This is a genomic window from Fundidesulfovibrio sp. YSD1 (genome assembly GCF_055397115.1).
The window spans coordinates 431,960-450,684 of sequence record NZ_AP043666.1 but is presented as its reverse complement, the minus strand read 5'-3'; the positions used below and the strand labels follow the sequence as shown (position 1 = coordinate 450,684).

Genomic DNA, 18,725 nt, shown 5'->3' with positions numbered 1-18,725 from the left:
GGGGGAACTAGGCTAGACCCAATTGATCGGAATACCATGCACATCCGACCCGAAACCACATGAGCAGCAAAGAGCAGTCCCAGCACCCTTTCCAGCCCTCGGGAGAATCCCTTTCCAGGCAGGTGGTGCTCCCCATGGGCAAGTCCCTGGAGATCAGCCTCAAGAGCCTGAAGGTGCGCTTTTTCCGCTCGCTCATCACGGTCATGAGCCTCGTGCTGGCCGTGGCCTTCCTGGCCTTCATCCTGCTGGGGCACGACGTGGCCATGGGGCTTCTGGCCTCGGGCGACCCGGCCCTGCAGTCGGAGCTGGTCAAGGCCGGGTTCGACCTGGCCCCGGGCCGCTACCCGGGCACCTACGAGGTGGCGGCCAGCGCCAAGGACCGCTGGATCGTCATCCTGTCGCTGCTGGTGTGCACCGTGGGCATCGTGAACGCGCAGCTCATGGCGGTCACCGAGCGCTTCCGCGAGATCGGCACCATGAAGTGCCTGGGCGCGCTGGACAGCTTCGTCCTGCGGCTTTTCCTGCTCGAGGCCGGGATGCAGGGCGTGGCGGGCGCCCTGGCCGGGGCCGTGATCGGCGCGGGGGCGGGGGTGCTCATGGGCCTCGCGCGCTTCGGCGCGCCAGCGCTCGCCAACCTGAGCCTTTCCGGCGCGGCCGCGAGCGTCGGGCTGGCCGTGCTCGTGGGTTTTCTGCTCAGCCTGGCCGGAGTATCCTATCCGGCGCTGGTGGCCTCCCGGATGCCTCCGGTCGTCGCCATGCGCGCCGAGGAATGACGCATGTCCGAAAAGCACAACATCGTCCGCGTCTCGGGAGTCACCAAGTCCTTCGAGCTGGGCAAGCTCACGGTCCAGGCCTTGAAGGGCGTGGACCTCTCCATCCGCTCGGGCGAGTACCTCTCGATCATGGGCCCTTCGGGCTCGGGCAAGTCCACGCTCTTCAACATGATAGGCGGGCTCGACAAGCCCACCACGGGCAAGGTGTTCATCGACGAGGTGGACATCGCCCAGCTGGACGCCTACGAGCTGGCCTGGCTCAGAAACCGCAAGATCGGCTACATCTTCCAGACCTTCAACCTCATCCAGGTGATGACCGCCCTGGAGAACGTCACCCTGCCCATGATCTTCGCGGGCGTGCCCGAGGACGAGGCCGCGCGCAAGGGCCTGGAGCTCCTGGGGCTCGTGGGCCTGCGCGAGCGCCACGGCCACCGGCCCATGGAGCTCTCCGGCGGCCAGCAGCAGCGCGTGGCCATCGCCCGCTCCCTGGCCAACGACCCGGCCATCCTCCTGGCCGACGAGCCCACCGGCAACCTGGACCTGAACACCGGCGAGGAGATCATCGCGCTCCTCAAGAGCCTGAGCAGGGACAGGGGCGTGACCATCATCTCCGCCACCCACGACTACAAGATGCTGAACGTCTCCGACCGCGTGGTCTGGATCCGCGACGGGCGCATCGACAAGGTCGAGGAGCGCGACCAGCTGCGCATCACCCTGGGCGGCATCGGGGCCAAGGAGTATTGATGTGAGCCGCTTCTTCGCCGTGCTCTACGCGCTGTGCGCGCTCCTGGCGTGCGCGCAGCCGTGCCTGGCGAAGAAGGGCGCTCCCGCGCCCAGGCTCGATCCGGCCCAGGTGGAGGCCTTCGGGCGCGACCCCGTGGGCGTGCTGGCCTCCCTCGGCGACCGCTCCACCGGCTCCCCGGGCGCGGCCCGGGCGGCCGGGATCATCCACGCCTGGTTCTCCTCCCTGGGCTCGGGCACGGCAGGGCGCCAGCCCTTCCAGACGCCGGTGAAAGCCAACGGCGAGTGCTCGCTGGAGGTGGACGGCAGGCGCTTTCCCCTGCACCAGGCCGACCTGAACGCCCTCGCCCCGGCCGCGGCAGCGGGCCTGGAGGGCGCGCTCATCGACGCCGGGCCGGGCGAACTCTCGGATTTCAACGGCAAGGACGTGGCCGGGGCCATCGTGCTCATGGACCTGGACTCGGGCAAGAACTGGATGAACGCGGCCCTGCTCGGGGCCCGGGCCGTGATCTACCTCGACCGCCACAAGGGCGGCGAGCCCTCGGGCAAGGGCGTGTTCGAGGACAAGTTCGAGCTCACGCCCATGGCCTTTCCCCGCTTCTGGGCCGACCCGGCCGCGCTGAACGGCGGGCTGGCCGGGCTCACGGGCAAGCCCGCCAGGCTCGTATCGCGCTCGGCCTGGAAGCCGCACCTGGCCGAGAACGTCTACCTGTTCATCGAGGGCTCCGACCCCGCGCTCTCCAAGCAGCTCGTGGTGGTGGAGGCCTTCTACGACAGCAAGGCCTACGTGGCCGGGCGCTCCCCGGGCGCGGACGAGGCTTCCTCAATGGCCGCGCTGGTGGAGATGGCGAACGCCTTCACGGCCAAGAAGCCCAAACGCTCGGTGCTCCTGGCGGCCACCGCGGGCCACGACCAGTCCCTGGCCGGATGGCGCGAGATGCTGGGCGCGTTTCGCGTCAAGGGCAAGGACCTGCGCACCGAGCGCAGGGACCTGGCCGCCACGGCCAAGAACGCCGCCCAGGTGATCGAGGTCCTGGGCAAGCCCGGGTTCTCCCTGAACGACCCGGCCCTGGCCCAGGCCCTGGACACGGCCCTCAAGGACGAGGTGGACCGCGTCACCTCGCGCCTGATGCGCCTGCGCCTGGAGGGCGCGGACGCGGCCTCCAACCCGGAGCTGGCCTCGCTCACGGCCAGGCGCGCGCTTCTGCGGAGCCTCGGCTGGCGCGGCGGTTTCGCCGGGCTCACCCCGGTGGAGGACTCGCTTGTGCGCGAGCTCCTGCCCCTGGTGCGCGCCTCCGGCGAGGAGGCCGAGGCCGACGCCTCGCGCCAGCTGGCGGCCCTGGACGGAATCCGCGACTTGCGCCAGCTCACGGGCGAGGCCGAGGTCATGGCCGCCGTGTCCCTGCACCTCTCCAGCCACGGCGACGGAGTGGGGGCCTTCAACGACGGCTGGCTCTACACGCTCAAGCCCGAGATCAGCCGCGTGCAGCCGTATTCGGCGGTTTCGAGCTTTTTGGCGTCGAGCGCCGAGAAGCTCGGATACCCCAAGGACGGCGTGCGCTTCGTCAACGGCCTGCGCGCCGACCGCACCCGGCCCTGGCGCAGCTACTTCGTGGACAACCCGGCGCTCGGCGGCGAGGTGAGCGCCTTGTCCGGGCTCCTGGGCCTGACCCTGGCCACGGTCAACGACGGCCGGCCCCTCTGGGGCACGCCCTCGGACACGCCGGAGCGCGTGGACCGGGCCAACCTGGCCAGGCAGGCCGCCCTGGTCACGGGGCTCGTCTCCTCGCTGGCGGATTCGGGCCTCGCCATGCCCGAGAGCCTGCCGCGCAACGGCTTCGCCACCCTCAAGGGCCGGGCCAAGTTCATCCGCCAGGGCGAGCTCTTCCCGGACAGGGTCGCGCCCGGCACCGTGTCGCTCGTCTTCCAGGGCGAGAGCCGCTTCATGGCCATGACCGGCTCCGACGGGTCGTTTCGGGTGCAGGGCCTGGCCGACAGCAAGCACGTGCTGGACAAGGCCGTGATCGAGGCCTTCCGCCTCTCCCCGGAGACCGGCGAGGCGGTCTGGGCCGTGGACAAGAAGCAGACCGGCAAGGACGCCTACCGCGTGCGCCTGCGCAGGCTCGTCTCCGAAACGGACGTGGTGATGTTCTCGTGCAGCCAGAGCACGCTGTTCTCCGCCTTCGACCCCAGGACCTTCCGCTATTTCACGAAGATCGAGGTGCTCGACGGCAGGCGCGAGGCCGAGCCCATGCGCTACTGGTTCTCCAGGCTCGACACCCTGGACTCCACGGCCCTGAGCCTGTTCATGGAGCCGGGCGCCACCTACAAGCTGATCCTCTCCGACACGGTGCTGGCGCGCAAGATGATCCTCCTGGACTCCACGCCGGAGAAGCCCGGGGGCACGGGCTACCCCGTGGACAAGTGGCCGCTTCTGTCCTGGACCGAGCTGCACGCCGCCGAGGACATGTGGGACCTGCTCGCCCCGCGCATAAGAAACCTCGAGGACCACGGCATCTTCAACGAGCGCATCCGCGAGATGCAAACCGACGGCACGTCGCTCCTGAAGAAGGCTTACGAGCTCAGGCAGGCCAAGCGCTACGACGAGGCCGTCTCCAGCGCCCGGTCCTCCTGGGCCTTCGCCTCGCGCGTCTACAACGACGTGGAGAAGACCCAGAAGGACGTGCTCATCGGCGTGCTCTTCTACATCGCGCTGTTCATCCCCTTCGCCTACTGCATGGAGCGCCTGGTCTTCGCCTTCACGGACATCCACAAGCGCATCATGGGCTTTTTGGGCATCCTGGCCACGGTCATCGCCATCATCTACAACGTGCACCCGGCCTTCAAGCTGACCTACAGCCCCATGGTGGTCATCCTGGCCTTCTTCATCCTGGGGCTGGCCGCGCTGGTGGCGCTCATCATCATCATGCGCTTCGAGCAGGAGATGCAGGAGCTGCAACGGCGCTCCAAGCACGTGAAGACCGCCGAGATAGGCAAGCTCAAGGCCTTCATGGCCTCCTTCGCCATCGGCGTGACCAACCTGCGCAGGCGCAAGGTCAGGACCTCGCTCACCGTGGCCACGCTGGTGATCCTCACCTTCACCATCATGAGCTTCACCTCGGTGCGCAGCGCGCGCGTGGACCACGCCGTGCGCTTCTCGCCCGAGAGCCCCTACCAGGGCGTGATGCTGAAAAGCCTGGGCTGGAAGACCATCCCGGTGGAGGCCGAGAACGTCATCTCCGACCAGGCCGGGCAGGGCAAAGCCGCGCCCCGGGCCGTGATCGAGGCGCGCGACCGCGTGAGCCCCTTCGTCACTCAGGTCATGGGGCCGCGGGGCCACGAGACCGTGCAGGGCGTGCTCGGGCTCTCCGCCAACGAGGCGGGGGTCACGCGCATGGACCGCATCCTGGTCAAGGGGCGCTGGTTCACGCCGGGCGAGCGCCGCGGCGTGCTCTTGCCGGACGGCCTGGCCGAGCGCCTTGGGGCGGCCCCGGGCGGGAGGGTCATGCTCTGGGGAGAGTCCTACGAAGTGGCGGGCGTCTTCTCGGGCAAGGCCATGGAATCCTTCACGGACCTGGACGGCGAGATCATGACCCCCGTGACCTTCCCCAGCGAGACCGCCGTGGAGGTCACCGAGACGGAGAAGGACGCCGTGGAGTCGGGCGAGGACGTGGTCACCTACCAGGGCCGCTACCAGCACGTGCACGGCGACCAGGTGATCGTGCTGCCCTACGAGTCTGTCATGAGCATGGGCGGCCAGCTGAAGAGCGTGGCCGTGTCCGCCGGGGGCGCGCAGGACCTGGCGGGCAAGCTGGCCGACCGTTTCGGCCTCACCGTGTACGCCGGGCTGCCCACCGGAACCTTCGTGTTCCACTCCTCGGACACCATCAACTACGCGGGCGTGCCCAACATCGTCATCCCCCTGGCCATCGCCATGCTCATCGTGCTGAACACCATGATCGGCGCGGTCTACGAGAGAAAGCGCGAGATCGCCGTGTACACGGCCGTGGGCCTGGCCCCCACGCACGTGTCGTTTCTTTTCATCGCGGAGTCCCTGGCGTTCGCCGTGCTCTCGGCGGTGCTGGGCTACCTGGTGGCCCAGAGCGCGGCCGGGCTTCTCTCCGGGACGTTCCTCTGGAAGGGCATGACCGCCAACTACAGCTCGCTCTCGGGCGTGGCGGCCATGGTGCTGGTGATCCTGGTGGTGCTCCTCTCGGTGATCTACCCCTCGCGCGTGGCGGCCAACATAGCCATCCCGGACGTGAACCGCTCCTGGACGCTGCCCGAGCCCGTGGACAACACCATCAAGGCCACGCTGCCCTTCCTCATGCACATCCGCGAGCAGGACTGCGCGGGCGGATTTTTGCTCGAGTACTACAAGGCGCACCACGACGTGTCGCACGGGCTGTTTTCCACGGCCGAGGTGCGCCAGGACTTCGTCTGCCCCTGGAAGAACCCGGGGGCCGGGCCGCACCCGGCCGAGCTGCACGGCGAGTTCTGCACGCTGGACTCCTGCCTGCGCATCATGGCCCGGGTCTGGCTCGCGCCCTTCGACTTCGGCATCAACCAGCACGTGACCATCACCTTCTCCCCGGCCATGTGGCACCCGGGCTACCTGGAGATCGAGGTGGAGCTCACGCGGGAGGCGGGCGAGGCGGGCATGTGGAAGCGGCTGAACAAGGGCTTTCTGGACGACCTGCGCAAGCAGATGCTCATCTGGCGCTCCCTGGACGAAGAACGGCGGACCTCCTACGAGAAGAGCGTGGACGTGAGCCTGAAAAACCCCGAAGCGCAGGGGCGGGGCTGAGCCATGCAGGCGAGCACCATCCGTCCCCGCTCGATCCTCCTCGGCGTCCTGGCCGGCGCGGCCCTGTGCCTGGCCACGCCCTACAACAACCTCTACCTGGCGGCCACGCCGCTGGGCGGCGGGCACTTCCCCCTGGCCCCGTTCATCCTGCTGGTCTGCCTCACGGTGGCCGTGGCGCTCGGCGCGCGCGTCTTCAGGGCCAAGCCGCTGCTCACGGGCGCGGAACTCCTGGTGGTCTGGATGCTGGCCGTGGTGGTCTCGGGCATCGCCTACACCGGGCTCTTCAGGACGTTCCTCATAAACGTCACGGCCGTGGAGCACTTCGCCACGGCGGGCAACCGCTGGTCCGAGACCCTGGCCCCGCTTTTGCCCGGGGCCTGGACCGTCTCCGACCCAAAGGCCGTGGAGCTCCTCTACAACGGCCTGCCCGACGGGCGCAGGCTCGGCTGGCTGGAGATACTGAAGGCCGTGCCCTGGAGCGCCTGGGCCGGTCCCATGGCTGCCTGGGGCGTGTTCATCGGGCTTTGCTACCTGGTGATGATCTGCCTGGTGAACCTCTTCAGCAGGCAGTGGATCGTGAACGAGCGCATGAACTTCCCGCTCCTGCGCCTGCCGCACATGATGGAGGAGTCCTTCCAGGAGGGCCAAGTGGGCGGCTTCTTCTCGGACCGCTTCCTCCTGGCCGGGCTTCTCATCCCGCTTCTGCTGCACACCATGAACGGGCTCGCCACCTACATGCCCACCATCCCGCAGGTGCCCACGGTGCTGCTGGCCGGGCCGTATTTCTCCAAGACCGGGCTCTTCTCGGGCTTCACCAAGCTCAAGATCTACTTCATCCCGGCCTTCATCGGCTTCGCCTACCTGACCTCGCGCCAGATCTCGCTGTCGTTCTGGGTCTTTTTCATCCTGGGCGGGCTTTTCTCCGGGGCCCTGTCCATGGTGGGCTACCAGGTGCCGCAGTCGGCGCTGGGCGTGACCTTCGGCCCCACCCTGACCATGGCCGAGGAGACCCAGATGATCGGGGCCTACGGGGTGTTCTTCCTGTTCATCGTCTGGCTGTCCAGGCACCATCTGCTGGAGGTGCTGAAAAGCGCGTTCAGCCGCGCCCCCGTGCACGCGCGCGAGTCCGAGTGGTTCTCGGTGCGCGCGGCCTTCTGGGGGCTGGTGCTGGGCGGGTGCGGGCTCGTGGCCTGGTGCGCGTGGTTCGGAATGCCCTTTCTGGTCTCGGTGCTGCTCATCGGGGCCTTCTTCATCGTCATGCTGGTGGCCACGCGCGTGATCTGCCAGGGCGGCATCGCCTACTTCACCCTGACCGCAGCCCCCACGGACGGCCTGCTGGCCTTCTTCGGCTCGGGCTTCTTCACCCAGGCGGGCCTCGTCATGGGCGCGGTGATGCAGAAGGTGCAGTTCCTGGACCTGCGCGAGTCGCTCATGCCCTCGCTGGTGCACGCGGCCAAAGTGGGGGAGCCGATTGCGCGCAAGCGCCTCTATTTCTTCGGCATGTGCCTGGCCCTGGGCGTTGGCGTGGTGGCCTCGTTCGCGGCCATGCTGGTGCTCTGCCACAAGGTGGGCGTGCGCGACCTGCAGGCCGAGTGGGAGATATCCTCGGTGCTTCGCGTCTACGAGGACGCCCAGCGCCTCATGGACGCCCCCTCGGGGCTCAACCCCTGGATCGTGACCTTCGCCAGCCTGGGCGCGGCGGTGATGCTGGCGCTGGTGCTCTGCTTCCAGCGCTTCTACTGGTGGCCGCTGCACCCGGTGGGCTACCTGACCATGTACAGCTCGGCCATGCGCATCCTCTGGTTCAGCTTCCTGGTGGGCTGGCTGTGCAACCACGTGACCCTGCGCTACGGCGGGGTGGAGCTTTTCAGGAAGGTGCGCATGTTCTTCATCGGGCTCATCCTGGGGGACTTCCTGATGGGCGGGGTGTTCGCGGCGGCGGGGCTGTGGCTCGGCCAGAGCTACCAGGTGCTGCCGTCATGACGGCCGGGACGAACGCGGGGCCGACCCATGTATGACGACAAGGAACTGAAGGAATACCGGGACCTCCTGGAGGCCCCGGCGCACTTCGAGGAAGGCTTCGACTGGAAGGCCATCGTCGGGGCGATCTTCATCGGCTTTTTGATGATGCCCGGGTCCATGTACCTGAACCTGGTGATCGGCGCGGGCATCGGCCCGGCCGCGCGCTGGGTGACCATCATCCTCTTCGCCGAGGTGGCCAAGCGGGCCTTCACGGACCTCAAGCAGCAGGAAGTCTTCATCCTGTACTACATGGCCGGGGCGGCCATGCATTCGCCGTTCTCCGGGCTTTTGTGGAACCAGTACCTCGTGCAGTCCGACGCGGCCAAGATGCTCGGGCTCACGGAATTCATACCGTCCTGGGTGGCCCCGGGCATCGGCTCGGAGTCGCTGGTCGAGCGCACGTTTTTGCACAGCGACTGGCTCACGCCCGTGCTCCTGCTCATCGGCTCCCAGATCGTGCAGCGCGTGGACCACTTCGGCCTGGGCTACGCCCTCTACCGCATCACCTCGGACGTGGAGAAGCTGCCCTTCCCCATGGCCCCGGTGGGGGCGCTCGGCACCATGGCCCTGGCCGAGTCCGCCGAGGAGCGCAAGACCGGCTGGAAGTGGCGGGTGTTCTCCATCGGCGGGGTGATCGGCATCCTCTTCGGCTGCTTGTACGTGCTCTTCCCCGTGGTCTCGGGGCTCATCTTCACCGAACCCGTGCGCCTGATCCCCATCCCCTGGATCGACCTGACCCGCCACACCGAGGAAGTGATGCCCGCCGTGGCCACTGGCCTGCAACTGGACCTGGGCCTGGTGTTCACGGGCATGGTCCTGCCGTTCTGGGCCGTGATCGGCGGGCTCATCGGCCAGATCATCACCTTCGTGGCCAACCCCATGCTCTACAAGCACGGCATCCTGCACCGCTGGCACCCGGGCATGGGCACCGTGGACACGGTCTTCGCCAACAACTTCGACTTCTACCTGAGCTTCGGCCTGGGCCTGGGCCTGGCCATCGGGGTCATAGGCATCTGGCATGTGGTCAAGAGCTTCCGCAAGGGGCCGGGCAGGGTGGACTACCGCGAGGTGTTCAAGAGCCACCCCAGCCGGGGCGACATCAACTTCTGGGTGTCGGTGGCCATCTACGTGTTCTCCACCCTGGCCTACGTGCTCATGTGCCTGTGGCTCGTGCCGGATTTCCCCTGGATCTTCTTCGTGCTCTACGGCTTCGTGTACACGCCGGTGATCTCCTACATCACGGCGCGCATGGAGGGCATCGCGGGCCAGTTCGTGAGCCTGCCCCTGGTGCGCGAGGCCAGCTTCATCGCCGGCGCGCGCTTCTTCGGCTACCACGGCATCGAGATATGGTACGCGCCCATCCCCATCCACAACTACGGCAAGGCCACGGTGGACTTCCGCGAGATCGAGCTCACGGGCACGAGCCTCAAGGGCATCATCAAGGCCGAGATAGTGGTCTTTCCGGTGGTGATGATCGCGAGCCTGCTTTTCTCGCAGTTCATCTGGCAGCTGGCCCCCATCCCCTCGGCCGCCTACCCCTACGCGCAGGAGCTCTGGCACCTCCAGGCGCTGAACAGCCTGCTGATGCAGACCTCCACCCTGGAGGGCAACTCGCTCTTCTTCCAGGCCCTGAACGGCGGTTACCTGAGCGCGGGGCTGGGCCTCGGGCTCGTGACCTACGCGGCGCTCAACGCCTTTGGCCTGCCCGTGCTCCTGGTCTACGGCGTGGTGCGCGGCCTGGGCCAGCACATCCCGCACGGGCTGGTGCTGGAGGTGATCGGCGCGCTGCTCGGCCGGTACTATTTCCACAAGAAGTACGGGGCCATGTGGCGCCAGTACGCGCCGGTGCTCCTGGCCGGGTTTTCCTGCGGCATGGGGCTCACGGGCATGTTCGCCATGGGCTGCACGCTCATCCTCAAGAGCCTGGGCAGGCTGGCCTACTGAGTGTTGACCCTGGGGGGCGCATCGGCTAATAAATCCTGTTTCCGTCTCGCGGGCAAGCTTTTCGACCGCCCCTTGACGGCTCCACTATTCTGATTATTCACACATTCTGACCGGCGGGAGATCCCGCGCGGATAAAGCGAGAGGAAAACATGGCCCGCATCACAGTCGAAGATTGCCTCGAGCGTATCAACAACCGCTTCATGATCGTCCAGATGGCCATCAAGAGGGTCCATCAGTTCCGCGAGGGCTACGACCCCCTGGTGGAGTGCAAGAACAAGGAAATCGTCACCTCCCTGCGCGAGATCGCCGGGGGCAAGGTGCTGCCCGCCGAGTCCATCGAGGAAGCCGGCATCTACGTGGCCAACCCCCAGTAAGCGCAGTTCATGTCCAAAGCCGATTATTACGAGATCCTGGGCGTCCCCAAGGACGCGAGCGAGGACGAGATCAAGAAGGCCTACCGCCAGATGGCCTTCAAGTTCCACCCCGACCGCAACCCCGGCGACGACGAGGCCGAAGCGCGCTTCAAGGAGGCCGCCGAGGCCTACGAGGTGTTGCGAGACCCGCAGAAGCGCGCCCGCTACGACCGCTTCGGGCACCAGGGGCTGGGCGACACGGGCTTCGGGGGCTTCTCCAACGCCGAGGACATCTTCAGCACCTTCTCCGACATCTTCGGCGAATTCTTCGGCTTCGGCGCGGCTCGCGGCCGAGGCCCCAGGCCCCAGGCCGGGAACGACCTGCGCTACGACCTGCGCGTCTCCTTCCGCGACGCCGCTTCGGGCACCGAGGCCGCCCTCAAGATCCCCAAGAACGTGCCCTGCTCCGAGTGCGACGGCACGGGCGCGGCCCCCGGCACCAAGCCCGAGACCTGCCGCCAGTGCGGCGGCATGGGCCAGGTGCACCAGAACCAGGGCTTCTTCCGCATCGCCGTGACCTGCCCGGTCTGCCGTGGCGAGGGCACGGTGGTCGTCACCCCCTGCCCGCGCTGCAAGGGCCGGGGCCAGACCCCGGACGTGCGCGAACTCAAGGTGCGCATCCCCGCCGGAGTGGACGACGGCTCGCGCCTGCGCCTGCGCGGCGAGGGCGAGCCCGGCATGCACGGCGGCCCCCCGGGCGACCTCTACGTGGTCATCCACGTGGAGGAGGACAAGGTCTTCCGCCGCCAGGGCCAGGACCTGGTGGTCTCCCTGGAACTCACCATGGTTCAGGCCGCGCTGGGCGACAAGGTCAAGGTGCCCACGCTGGAGGGCGACGAGACCATGGAAATCCCCAAGGGCACCCAGTCCGGCGAGGTCTTCTCGCTTCGGGGCAAGGGCTTGACGCATCCCGGGCGCAACGTGCGCGGCGACCTGCTGGTGAAGGTGACGGTGCTCACGCCCAAGGGGCTCTCCAAGAAGCAGGAGGAGCTCCTGCGCGAGTTCGCCAAGCTCGAGGAGGACAAGCCCCTCAAGAAGGTGAAGAACTTCTTCAAGAAGGCCAAGGACGCGGCCATGGGCTCCTGATGGCTGGGGAACTGACCCACCTGGACGAGAAGGGCCAGGCCCGCATGGTGGACGTGGGCGGCAAGGCCGCGACCGTGCGCACGGCCGTGGCCGAGGCCTTCGTGCGCCTCTCGCCCGAGACCTACCGCATCCTCACTGGTGAGGGCATGCCCAAGGGCGACGCCTTCGCCTGCGCGCGCATCGCCGGAATCATGGCCGCCAAGAAGACTTCCGACCTGATTCCCCTTTGTCACCCGCTGGGGCTCGACTCCGTGGACGTGCGCTTCGAGCTGGATGCGGAAGGACCGGGCGTGCGCATCGAGGCCGAGGCCAGGCTCTGCGCCAAGACCGGCGTGGAGATGGAGGCCATGACCGCGGCCAGCGTGGCCGCGCTCACGCTCTACGACATGTGCAAGGCCGTGCAGAAGGATATCGTGATCGAGCGCGTGCGGCTTCTGTACAAGTCCGGGGGCAAGAGCGGGGAGTTCCGGGTGCAGGGCTGACGCTTGCGAGCGGGAAGGTTTTTCTGGGCCTCGCCGGGTGACCGGCGAGGCTTTTTTCTTTCGAACGGCGCGAAGCCGTTGGCGGGGGGCCGGGGCGGCGTCCCGATCAGAGCGTGTCGATCTGGCCGTCGGAGAGGATCAGCACGAACTGCCTGCTGAGGTCCTTGTCCAGCCTGCCGGCCTCGGCGTCCTTGCTGATGATCTTGAGGGCCTCGAAGGCCGTGTAGGCCTTGGAATAAGGCCTGGCCGAAGTCAGGGCGTCGAAGATGTCCGCGATGGTCACGATGCGTACGTATTCCGGGATGCGCCGGGTCTGATATGGGTAGCCCGAGCCGTCCAGCTTCTCGTGGTGCTGGACGATGCACTCCTGGGTCAGGGTGTCCAGGTCCATGTCCCGGCAGACGTCCAGGCCGTGGGCGGGGTGGGTGTTGATCACGTCGCGCTCGGCGTCGGTGAGGGGGCCGGGCTTGTCGAGGATCTGCCTGGGGATCTTGGTCTTCCCGATGTCGTGCAGCAGCGCGCCCGTGCCGATGAGCTTGGCCCGGTGCTTGCCGTAATCGAGCGCCACCATCACGAGTATCGAATAGATGGAGACGTTCACGCAGTGGCTGTAGGTGCGGTAGTTGTGCGAGAGAAGCCCCGCGATGCTCTTGGCCGCGCCTTTCTTGCGCGTGATGTACTCGTAGGTGTTTTCCGTCAGCGCTTCGAGTTTTTCCCTGTACTTCGGCGTCGGGAGGCTTTTTTCTCCGGAATTCAGGAGCGTCCTGCCCATGCCGAGCGAATAGTCGTAGAGCATTCGTGAGCGGTGGTGCAGGGGGATGCTGTCGTTGTCCAGGAGCGTGGCGAAGTTGCGCTCGATGTACTCGTCGTAGGTGGCCACGTCCTGGGAGTGGATGAAGAGTTCGTCCACGTCGTGGGCGCGCAGGCGGCACTTGTGTCCTTCGCTCAGCTCGCCGTGGCGGGCCAGGAGGAAGTAGTTGTCGCCCTTGCGGATGTAGACGTCGAACTTGATGCCGCAGTCGTAGGACACCAGCATCGTGGGGATCTTGATGAACTCGTCGGGATCGACGTGAAACAGCTTGTTCAACTCATGCACTGCGAAATCCGTGCGTTCCCCGGGGTGACTTCCCCGCGCGGCCCCGGTCTCGGGTTCGAGGCGCGCGCGGGCATCCGGGCAGAACGCGTCTAGTCCTGTCAGGCCACGTCCCAGACGGCTCCGGCCGGGGTGTCCTTCACTTCGACGCCCATGGCGGCCAGCTCGTCGCGGATGCGGTCGGACTGGGCGAAGTCCTTGTCCGCGCGCGCCTGCTTGCGCGCTTCCATGAGGCCTTCCACCCGGGAAGCATCTATTCCCTTGCGCGCGGCCTTGCTGTCGCGCAGATCCAGCAGGAACCTCGCGGGCTCGGACCCGAAAACGCCGAGGATTTCCGAGTAGCGGGCCATGCCCGCCTTGATGCGCTCCAGGAGCTCCTTGCCGCCCACGCTCTTGCGCAGCCCCTTGTCCTCCATCACGCGCCCGGCCAGGCGGACCATGCCGAAGATGTGGCCCAGGGCCGCGGCGGTGTTCAGGTCGTCCTCCATGGCCTGGGCGAACCCGGCTTCGAGGGCGGCGAGTTCCTCGAGAAGCTCCTTGGGCGCGGGCGAGGCGGACCACTTGCTCCCGGCCAGCACCTCGCCTGCTTGGGCCAGGGCGGCGTAGACGCGCCTGATGCCCTTCTCGGCCTCGTCCAGGGCCTCGGTGGAGTAGTCCAGGGGCGAGCGGTAGTGCGAGGTGACCAGGAAGTAGCGCAGCACCTCGGGCAGGCAGTAGCGGAAGATGTCGCGGATGGTCACGAAGTTGCCCAGGGACTTGGACATCTTCTCGGAGTTGATCTGCACGAACCCGTTGTGCACCCAGAAGCGCGAGAAGTCCTTGCCCGTGGCGGCCTCGGTCTGGGCGATCTCGTTCTCGTGGTGGGGGAAGACCAGGTCCTGGCCGCCGCCGTGGATGTCCAGGGGCAGGCCCAGGAGGTCCTCGCTCATGGCCGAGCACTCCAGGTGCCAGCCCGGGCGGCCGGGGCCCCAGGGGCTGTCCCAGGTGGGCTCGCCGGGCTTGGCGCCCTTCCAGAGGGCGAAGTCCAGCGGGTCCTCCTTCTGCTCGCCCGGGGCCACGCGCGCCCCGGCCTGGAGCTCCTCCAGGTTGCGGCCGGAGAGCTTGCCGTAGGGCGAAAACGAGCGCACGCGGAAGTACACGTCGCCGTCCGGCGTGGCGTAGGCGTGCCCGGTGTCGATGAGGTGGGACGCGAGCTTGATCATCTCCCCGATGTACTGGGTGGCCTTGGGCTCCAGGTCCGCGCGCAGGATGCCCAGCTTGTCCATGTCCTCGTAGAAGGCGGCGATGTATTTCTCGGACACGGCCTCGGAGGACGTGCCTTCCTCGTTGGCGCGCCTTATGATCTTGTCGTCCACGTCGGTGAAGTTGCGCGCGAAGCGGACCTCAAGGCCCTTGGAACGCAGGTAGCGCACCAGGACGTCGAAGACCACGGCCGAGCGGGCGTGGCCGATGTGGCAGTAGTCGTAGGCGGTGATGCCGCAGACGTACATGTTGACCCGGCCCTCGGTGAGGGGGGTGAAGGCTTCCTTGGAGCGCGTGAGGGTATTGTAAAGCTGCATGGCTCGTCCTTGAAGTCTCGTTGGGGGAAAACCCGTTGCAGAGCGGGGGGCAAAAGTCAAGAATCCCCCTGCCCGGGCCTGTCCGGCCTCGGCTCGCCGCCTCAGGCCGGAAAGTCCCTGGCCAATTCCACGGCCGTGGCCGTGGCGTAGGCCTTGATTCCCTTCTTCTCGCCCGTGAAGCCGAGCTTCTCCTCGGTGGTGGCCTTCACGTTCACGCGCTCCTCGGGCAGGCCCAGAAGCCCGGCCACGTTGCGGCGGATGTGCTCGCGGTGGGGTCCGATCCTCGGGACCTGAGCCACCACGGTCAGGTCCACGTGCGTGAGCGTGAGCCCGGCCAGGGCGAATCTCGCCAGCACCTCGCTGACCAGGATGGAGCTGGCCACGCCCGAGAATTTGGGGTCGCTGTCCGGGAAGTGCGCGCCGATGTCGCCCTGGCCCAGGCAGCCGAGCAACGCGTCGGCCAGGGCGTGCAGGAGCACGTCGCCGTCGGAGTGGGCCAGCACGCGCGGCGCCCCCGGGATGGGCGTGCAGCCGAGCACCATGGGCCGCGAGTTCTCCGGATCGGGCGTAGCGGGCGATTCGTAGCGGTGCACGTCGTAGCCGAAGCCCACGCGGGGCAGGGCCACGGGGGCGCCTTGGCGGCAAAGCAGGCGCAGGTCCTCGGGCGTGGTGATCTTCACGTTGTCCTCCGATCCCTCGACCACGCGCACGGTGAGGCCCAGGGCCTCGGCCAGGCTCGCGTCGTCGGTGACGGTGAGGCCCTCGCGCCGGGCCTTGTCGAAGCCTTCGCGCAGCACGGAGAGCGCGACGCCCTGGGGGGTCTGCACGGCCATGAGCCTGCTTCTGTCCGGGGTGGCCGTGACCACGCCGTCCCGGACTTCCTTGATGGTGTCCTTGACGGGCACGGCCGGGACCACTGCCTCGGCCCCTTCCTTGAGGGCGTCGGCCACGCGGGCCACCACGGCCGGGGTGACGAAGCAGCGCGCCGCGTCGTGCACGAGCACGTGGGTGCACCCTCGCGGCAGCACGGCCAGGGCGTTCTCCAGCGAATCCTGCCTGCGCTCGCCTCCGGGCGCGGCCTTCCAGGCCAGGCCCAGGGGGGCGCAAGCGTCCAGGCGGGCGATTTCGGCCGAGGCGGCCTCGAATTCGTCCGGGGGCAGCACGAAGACCATGCCCGCTATCCCGGCCGTGCGCGAAAACGCCCTGGCGGATTTCCAGAACACGGGCTCGCCGCCCGCGTCCAGGAACTGCTTCTTGCGGGGCGCGCCCGCGGCGGCCATGCGCGAGCCGCTTCCGGCGGCCAGGAGGATGGTCCAGAGGTTCATGCGTTCAGGCTCCGTGCGTTCAAACCGGTTGCGGGGCGCAGCCCGAGGGGTGCGCCCCGCGAAACGAGAGGGGGAGCCGGCCATAAGCCGGATTCTGTTCCCCGGTTGCCCGGGGCGGCCATCATTCCTCTAGGGCGGCGGTCACCCGCCGCCTCAAGCAACCTACCCGGAAGCATCGGCCGGGCCGGCCTCGGGCGCTTCCCTATTTGGTCTTGCTCCGGACGGGGCATGCCTAGCTTGCCGCGTCGCCGCGGCAACTGGTGGGCTCTTACCCCACCGTTTCACCCTTACCCGCCGGGACGTGCCCGGCTGGCGGTCTGCTTTCTGTGGCGCTTCTCCGGGGATCGCTCCCCCTGGGCGTTACCCAGCGTCCTGCCCTGCGGAGTCCGGACTTTCCTCCCCGGGTTTCCCCGCGGCGACGGCCTGTCCGGCTCCCCCGTCAAACAATAAGCGCGTTGCGGCTCCAGGCTAGCCCTGGGCCTCGGCCGGGGCGGCCTCGGGGGCTTCCTCGGTGACGATGTGCTTCACCCAGTAGATCAGGCGCTGGCAGTTGGGGCAGGAGAGGATCTGCTGCCCTTTCTGGAGCTCGATGTAGTACTGGGGCGGGATGGAGATGTTGCAACCCGAGCACACGCCCAGGTCCACGGACACGATGACCGGGTTGGCCAGGCGCGAGCGGATGAACTCGTAGCGCGACAGGATCGGCGGAGGCAGGACCTTGCAGGCCTCCTTGCGCCGCCCGCCAAGCTCCTCGAGGCGCTTCTGGGCGGCTTCCATGCGCTCGGCCAGGCCCGCGCGGGCGGCCTCCAGCTCGGAGCTCACGGCCTCCACCTGCTCGGAGACTTCCTTGTCGGCGGTGGTCTGGCGCTCGAACTCCTCCTGGAAGGCGGCCTTCTCCTCGTCGCGGGAGCGGTTGAGCTTCTCCAGGGAATCCATCTCGCGCACCATGGCGTGGTATTCCTTGGAGTTGCCCACCATCATCATCTTGCTCTTGGACTTGCGCAGGCGGACATGGTCTTCCTCCATGTCGTTCTCCAGGCGCTTGAGCTGTTCGGTGAGGTAGCCGAGCTTCTCGCGCACGACGTTCCTGGAGGTTTCCATGTCCTGGTATTTCTTTTCCAGGCTCTGGATCTCCTGCGGGGCGTTCTCCAGTTCCGAGCGCAGGGAGAGCATCTCCCCGTCGATCAACTGGAGCATCACCAACTGTTCGATCTGCTTCTGGTACATTGCCGTCTCCGATGTGTTCGCCGGTTCCGGGTGATCCCGCGCCTAAGGCGCCCTCGCCGTGGAGCCGGATGGGTCGATGGTCTTGCCGTGAAAACTAGAGCGCCGCCTGGTCCCTGAGCACGGCCCGCATGGGGTCGGGGCTCTCGAAGAAGCGCACCTCCAGCCCCTGGCCGGCGCAACGCTTCTCGATGGCCAGGGCCGCGCGCCGGGTCATCTCTTCTTCCAGGGAGCGGTGCCCGGCGTCGATGGTCAGGCCCAGGCCCATGACGTCCAGGGCCGCGTGGTGGGTGACGTCGCCGGTTATGTACACGTCCGCGCCCATGGCGAAGGCCTTGGCCGCCAGCGACGCGCCCGAGCCGGTGCAGTAGGCCACCGTGCGCACCGTCTCCGGGGCCTTGCCCACGAGCGTGGCGAAGGAGCGGGGCACGGCCTTCCAGAAGGCCTGCATGAAAGCCTCGAAGCCCATGGGTTCGGGCAGCCTGCCCACCAGCCCGAAGCCGTGGGGCTCGGCGGGCTCGGTCAGGCGCACGGCCCCGGTCATGGGCGAGACGTCCTGGCAGCGGGCCAGGATTTCGCGCATTTCGGGCCACTGGGGCTCGGGGCAGGTGAAGGCCTGCGGGGCGTGGCGCAGGGCGTCGCGGTCGAAGTGCATGCGGTCCACGTCCAGGTGGTCCGGCAGCACGAGGCCGTCGAAGCCGTCCGTGGCCACTTCCTTGTAGAAGGCCATGACGCGCGGGGTCGCGCCCTGGGGGTCGAGGATGGCCCTTCCGGTCAGGCCCAGCTCGTCGGCCAGCCAGGCGGCCGGGCCGCCCGGGGCGCAATCGAGCGAGGTGTGCGCGGCGAAGAGCCAGGCCCCGTGGCCAAGCAGCAGCCTGAGCGCCTCGTGGTGCGTGTCCAGCCTGTCGGGCAGGCGCGGGGTCTTGCCCAGGGGATGGTGGGTGAGCACGGCCTGCGCGCCCCACTGGAGCGCCCTGGCGAGGGTCTCCGGGGTGGGGTCCAGGGCCACGGCCAGCTTGGAGGCCTCGGTGGCGGCGGAGGCCACCTGGACGCCGCAGCGGTCCCAGGAGGCGGCCATGCGCGGAGGCGCGATATCTTCGATGACGGAAAAAAGTTCTGAGATTTTCATTATTCCAAAAAAGAAGGCGCTTTCCGGGTAGACCCCTGGGAAAGCGCCTTTTCACGTGCGTTTGGCGTTTTGCTGGAAAAAAGAAGCTGCAACGCGTCGTTTCTTGTCAACGAATCTTCCTTGAGAA

13 protein-coding genes and 1 other RNA gene are annotated in these 18,725 nt (G+C 67.6%); 8 read left to right on the top strand and 6 right to left on the bottom strand.

The genetic code is table 11. The annotated features are described in order from the left end of the window. Positions 1-59 precede the first annotated feature (59 nt). The 8 genes from ACZ5V4_RS02215 to moaC all read left to right on the top strand — a co-directional run bounded on the left by ACZ5V4_RS02215 (position 60) and on the right by moaC (position 12,268). Complete coding sequence (locus ACZ5V4_RS02215) at positions 60-773, top strand: ABC transporter permease (protein ID WP_464316547.1); 714 nt, start codon at positions 60-62, stop codon at positions 771-773. Positions 774-776: 3 nt separating this feature from the next. Next, positions 777-1,517 (top strand): ABC transporter ATP-binding protein, encoded by a 741-nt coding sequence (locus tag ACZ5V4_RS02210; RefSeq protein WP_464316546.1) that lies wholly within the window; start codon positions 777-779, stop codon positions 1,515-1,517. A gap of 1 nt (position 1,518) precedes the next feature. Continuing rightward, on the top strand, positions 1,519-6,321 hold the full coding sequence (locus ACZ5V4_RS02205; RefSeq protein WP_464316545.1) for an ABC transporter permease: 4,803 nt from the start codon (positions 1,519-1,521) through the stop codon (positions 6,319-6,321). A gap of 3 nt (positions 6,322-6,324) precedes the next feature. After that, entirely contained in the window at positions 6,325-8,304 is a 1,980-nt protein-coding gene (locus ACZ5V4_RS02200) for a DUF6785 family protein (protein ID WP_464316544.1), read from the top strand. A 27-nt stretch (positions 8,305-8,331) separates the two neighbouring features. Beyond that, positions 8,332-10,287, top strand: a complete 1,956-nt coding sequence (locus tag ACZ5V4_RS02195) for an OPT family oligopeptide transporter (protein ID WP_464316543.1) — start codon at positions 8,332-8,334, stop codon at positions 10,285-10,287. Positions 10,288-10,436: 149 nt separating this feature from the next. After that, positions 10,437-10,661, top strand: a complete 225-nt coding sequence (rpoZ, locus tag ACZ5V4_RS02190) for a DNA-directed RNA polymerase subunit omega (RefSeq protein ID WP_464316542.1) — start codon at positions 10,437-10,439, stop codon at positions 10,659-10,661. A 9-nt stretch (positions 10,662-10,670) separates the two neighbouring features. Then, positions 10,671-11,786 (top strand): molecular chaperone DnaJ, encoded by a 1,116-nt coding sequence (dnaJ, locus tag ACZ5V4_RS02185; RefSeq protein WP_464316541.1) that lies wholly within the window; start codon positions 10,671-10,673, stop codon positions 11,784-11,786. Then, positions 11,786-12,268: a cyclic pyranopterin monophosphate synthase MoaC gene (gene moaC, locus ACZ5V4_RS02180; protein ID WP_464316540.1), complete on the top strand. Its 483-nt coding sequence runs from the start codon at positions 11,786-11,788 to the stop codon at positions 12,266-12,268. Before dnaJ ends, moaC begins: the two co-directional genes overlap by 1 nt. Positions 12,269-12,374: 106 nt before the next feature. On the opposite strand, the gene ACZ5V4_RS02175 is transcribed toward moaC, so the two are convergent. The 6 genes from ACZ5V4_RS02175 to ACZ5V4_RS02150 form a co-directional block, all read right to left on the bottom strand. After that, positions 12,375-13,364, bottom strand: a complete 990-nt coding sequence (locus ACZ5V4_RS02175) for an HD-GYP domain-containing protein (RefSeq protein ID WP_464316539.1) — start codon at positions 13,362-13,364, stop codon at positions 12,375-12,377. Positions 13,365-13,462: 98 nt separating this feature from the next. Beyond that, the gene (gene cysS, locus ACZ5V4_RS02170) at positions 13,463-14,920 is read right to left on the bottom strand and encodes a cysteine--tRNA ligase (protein ID WP_464316538.1); all 1,458 of its coding nucleotides are present in this window, start codon (positions 14,918-14,920) and stop codon (positions 13,463-13,465) included. A 101-nt stretch (positions 14,921-15,021) separates the two neighbouring features. Next, complete coding sequence (ispD, locus tag ACZ5V4_RS02165) at positions 15,022-16,245, bottom strand: 2-C-methyl-D-erythritol 4-phosphate cytidylyltransferase (protein ID WP_464316537.1); 1,224 nt, start codon at positions 16,243-16,245, stop codon at positions 15,022-15,024. Positions 16,246-16,313: 68 nt separating this feature from the next. Further along, an RNA gene (rnpB, locus tag ACZ5V4_RS02160) (RNase P RNA component class A) lies at positions 16,314-16,680 on the bottom strand. A 33-nt stretch (positions 16,681-16,713) separates the two neighbouring features. Beyond that, positions 16,714-17,472, bottom strand: a complete 759-nt coding sequence (locus tag ACZ5V4_RS02155; RefSeq protein WP_464316536.1) for a zinc ribbon domain-containing protein — start codon at positions 17,470-17,472, stop codon at positions 16,714-16,716. Between the two features lie 94 nt (positions 17,473-17,566). Next, positions 17,567-18,598 (bottom strand): Nif3-like dinuclear metal center hexameric protein, encoded by a 1,032-nt coding sequence (locus ACZ5V4_RS02150; protein WP_464316535.1) that lies wholly within the window; start codon positions 18,596-18,598, stop codon positions 17,567-17,569. Positions 18,599-18,725: the final 127 nt, after the last annotated feature.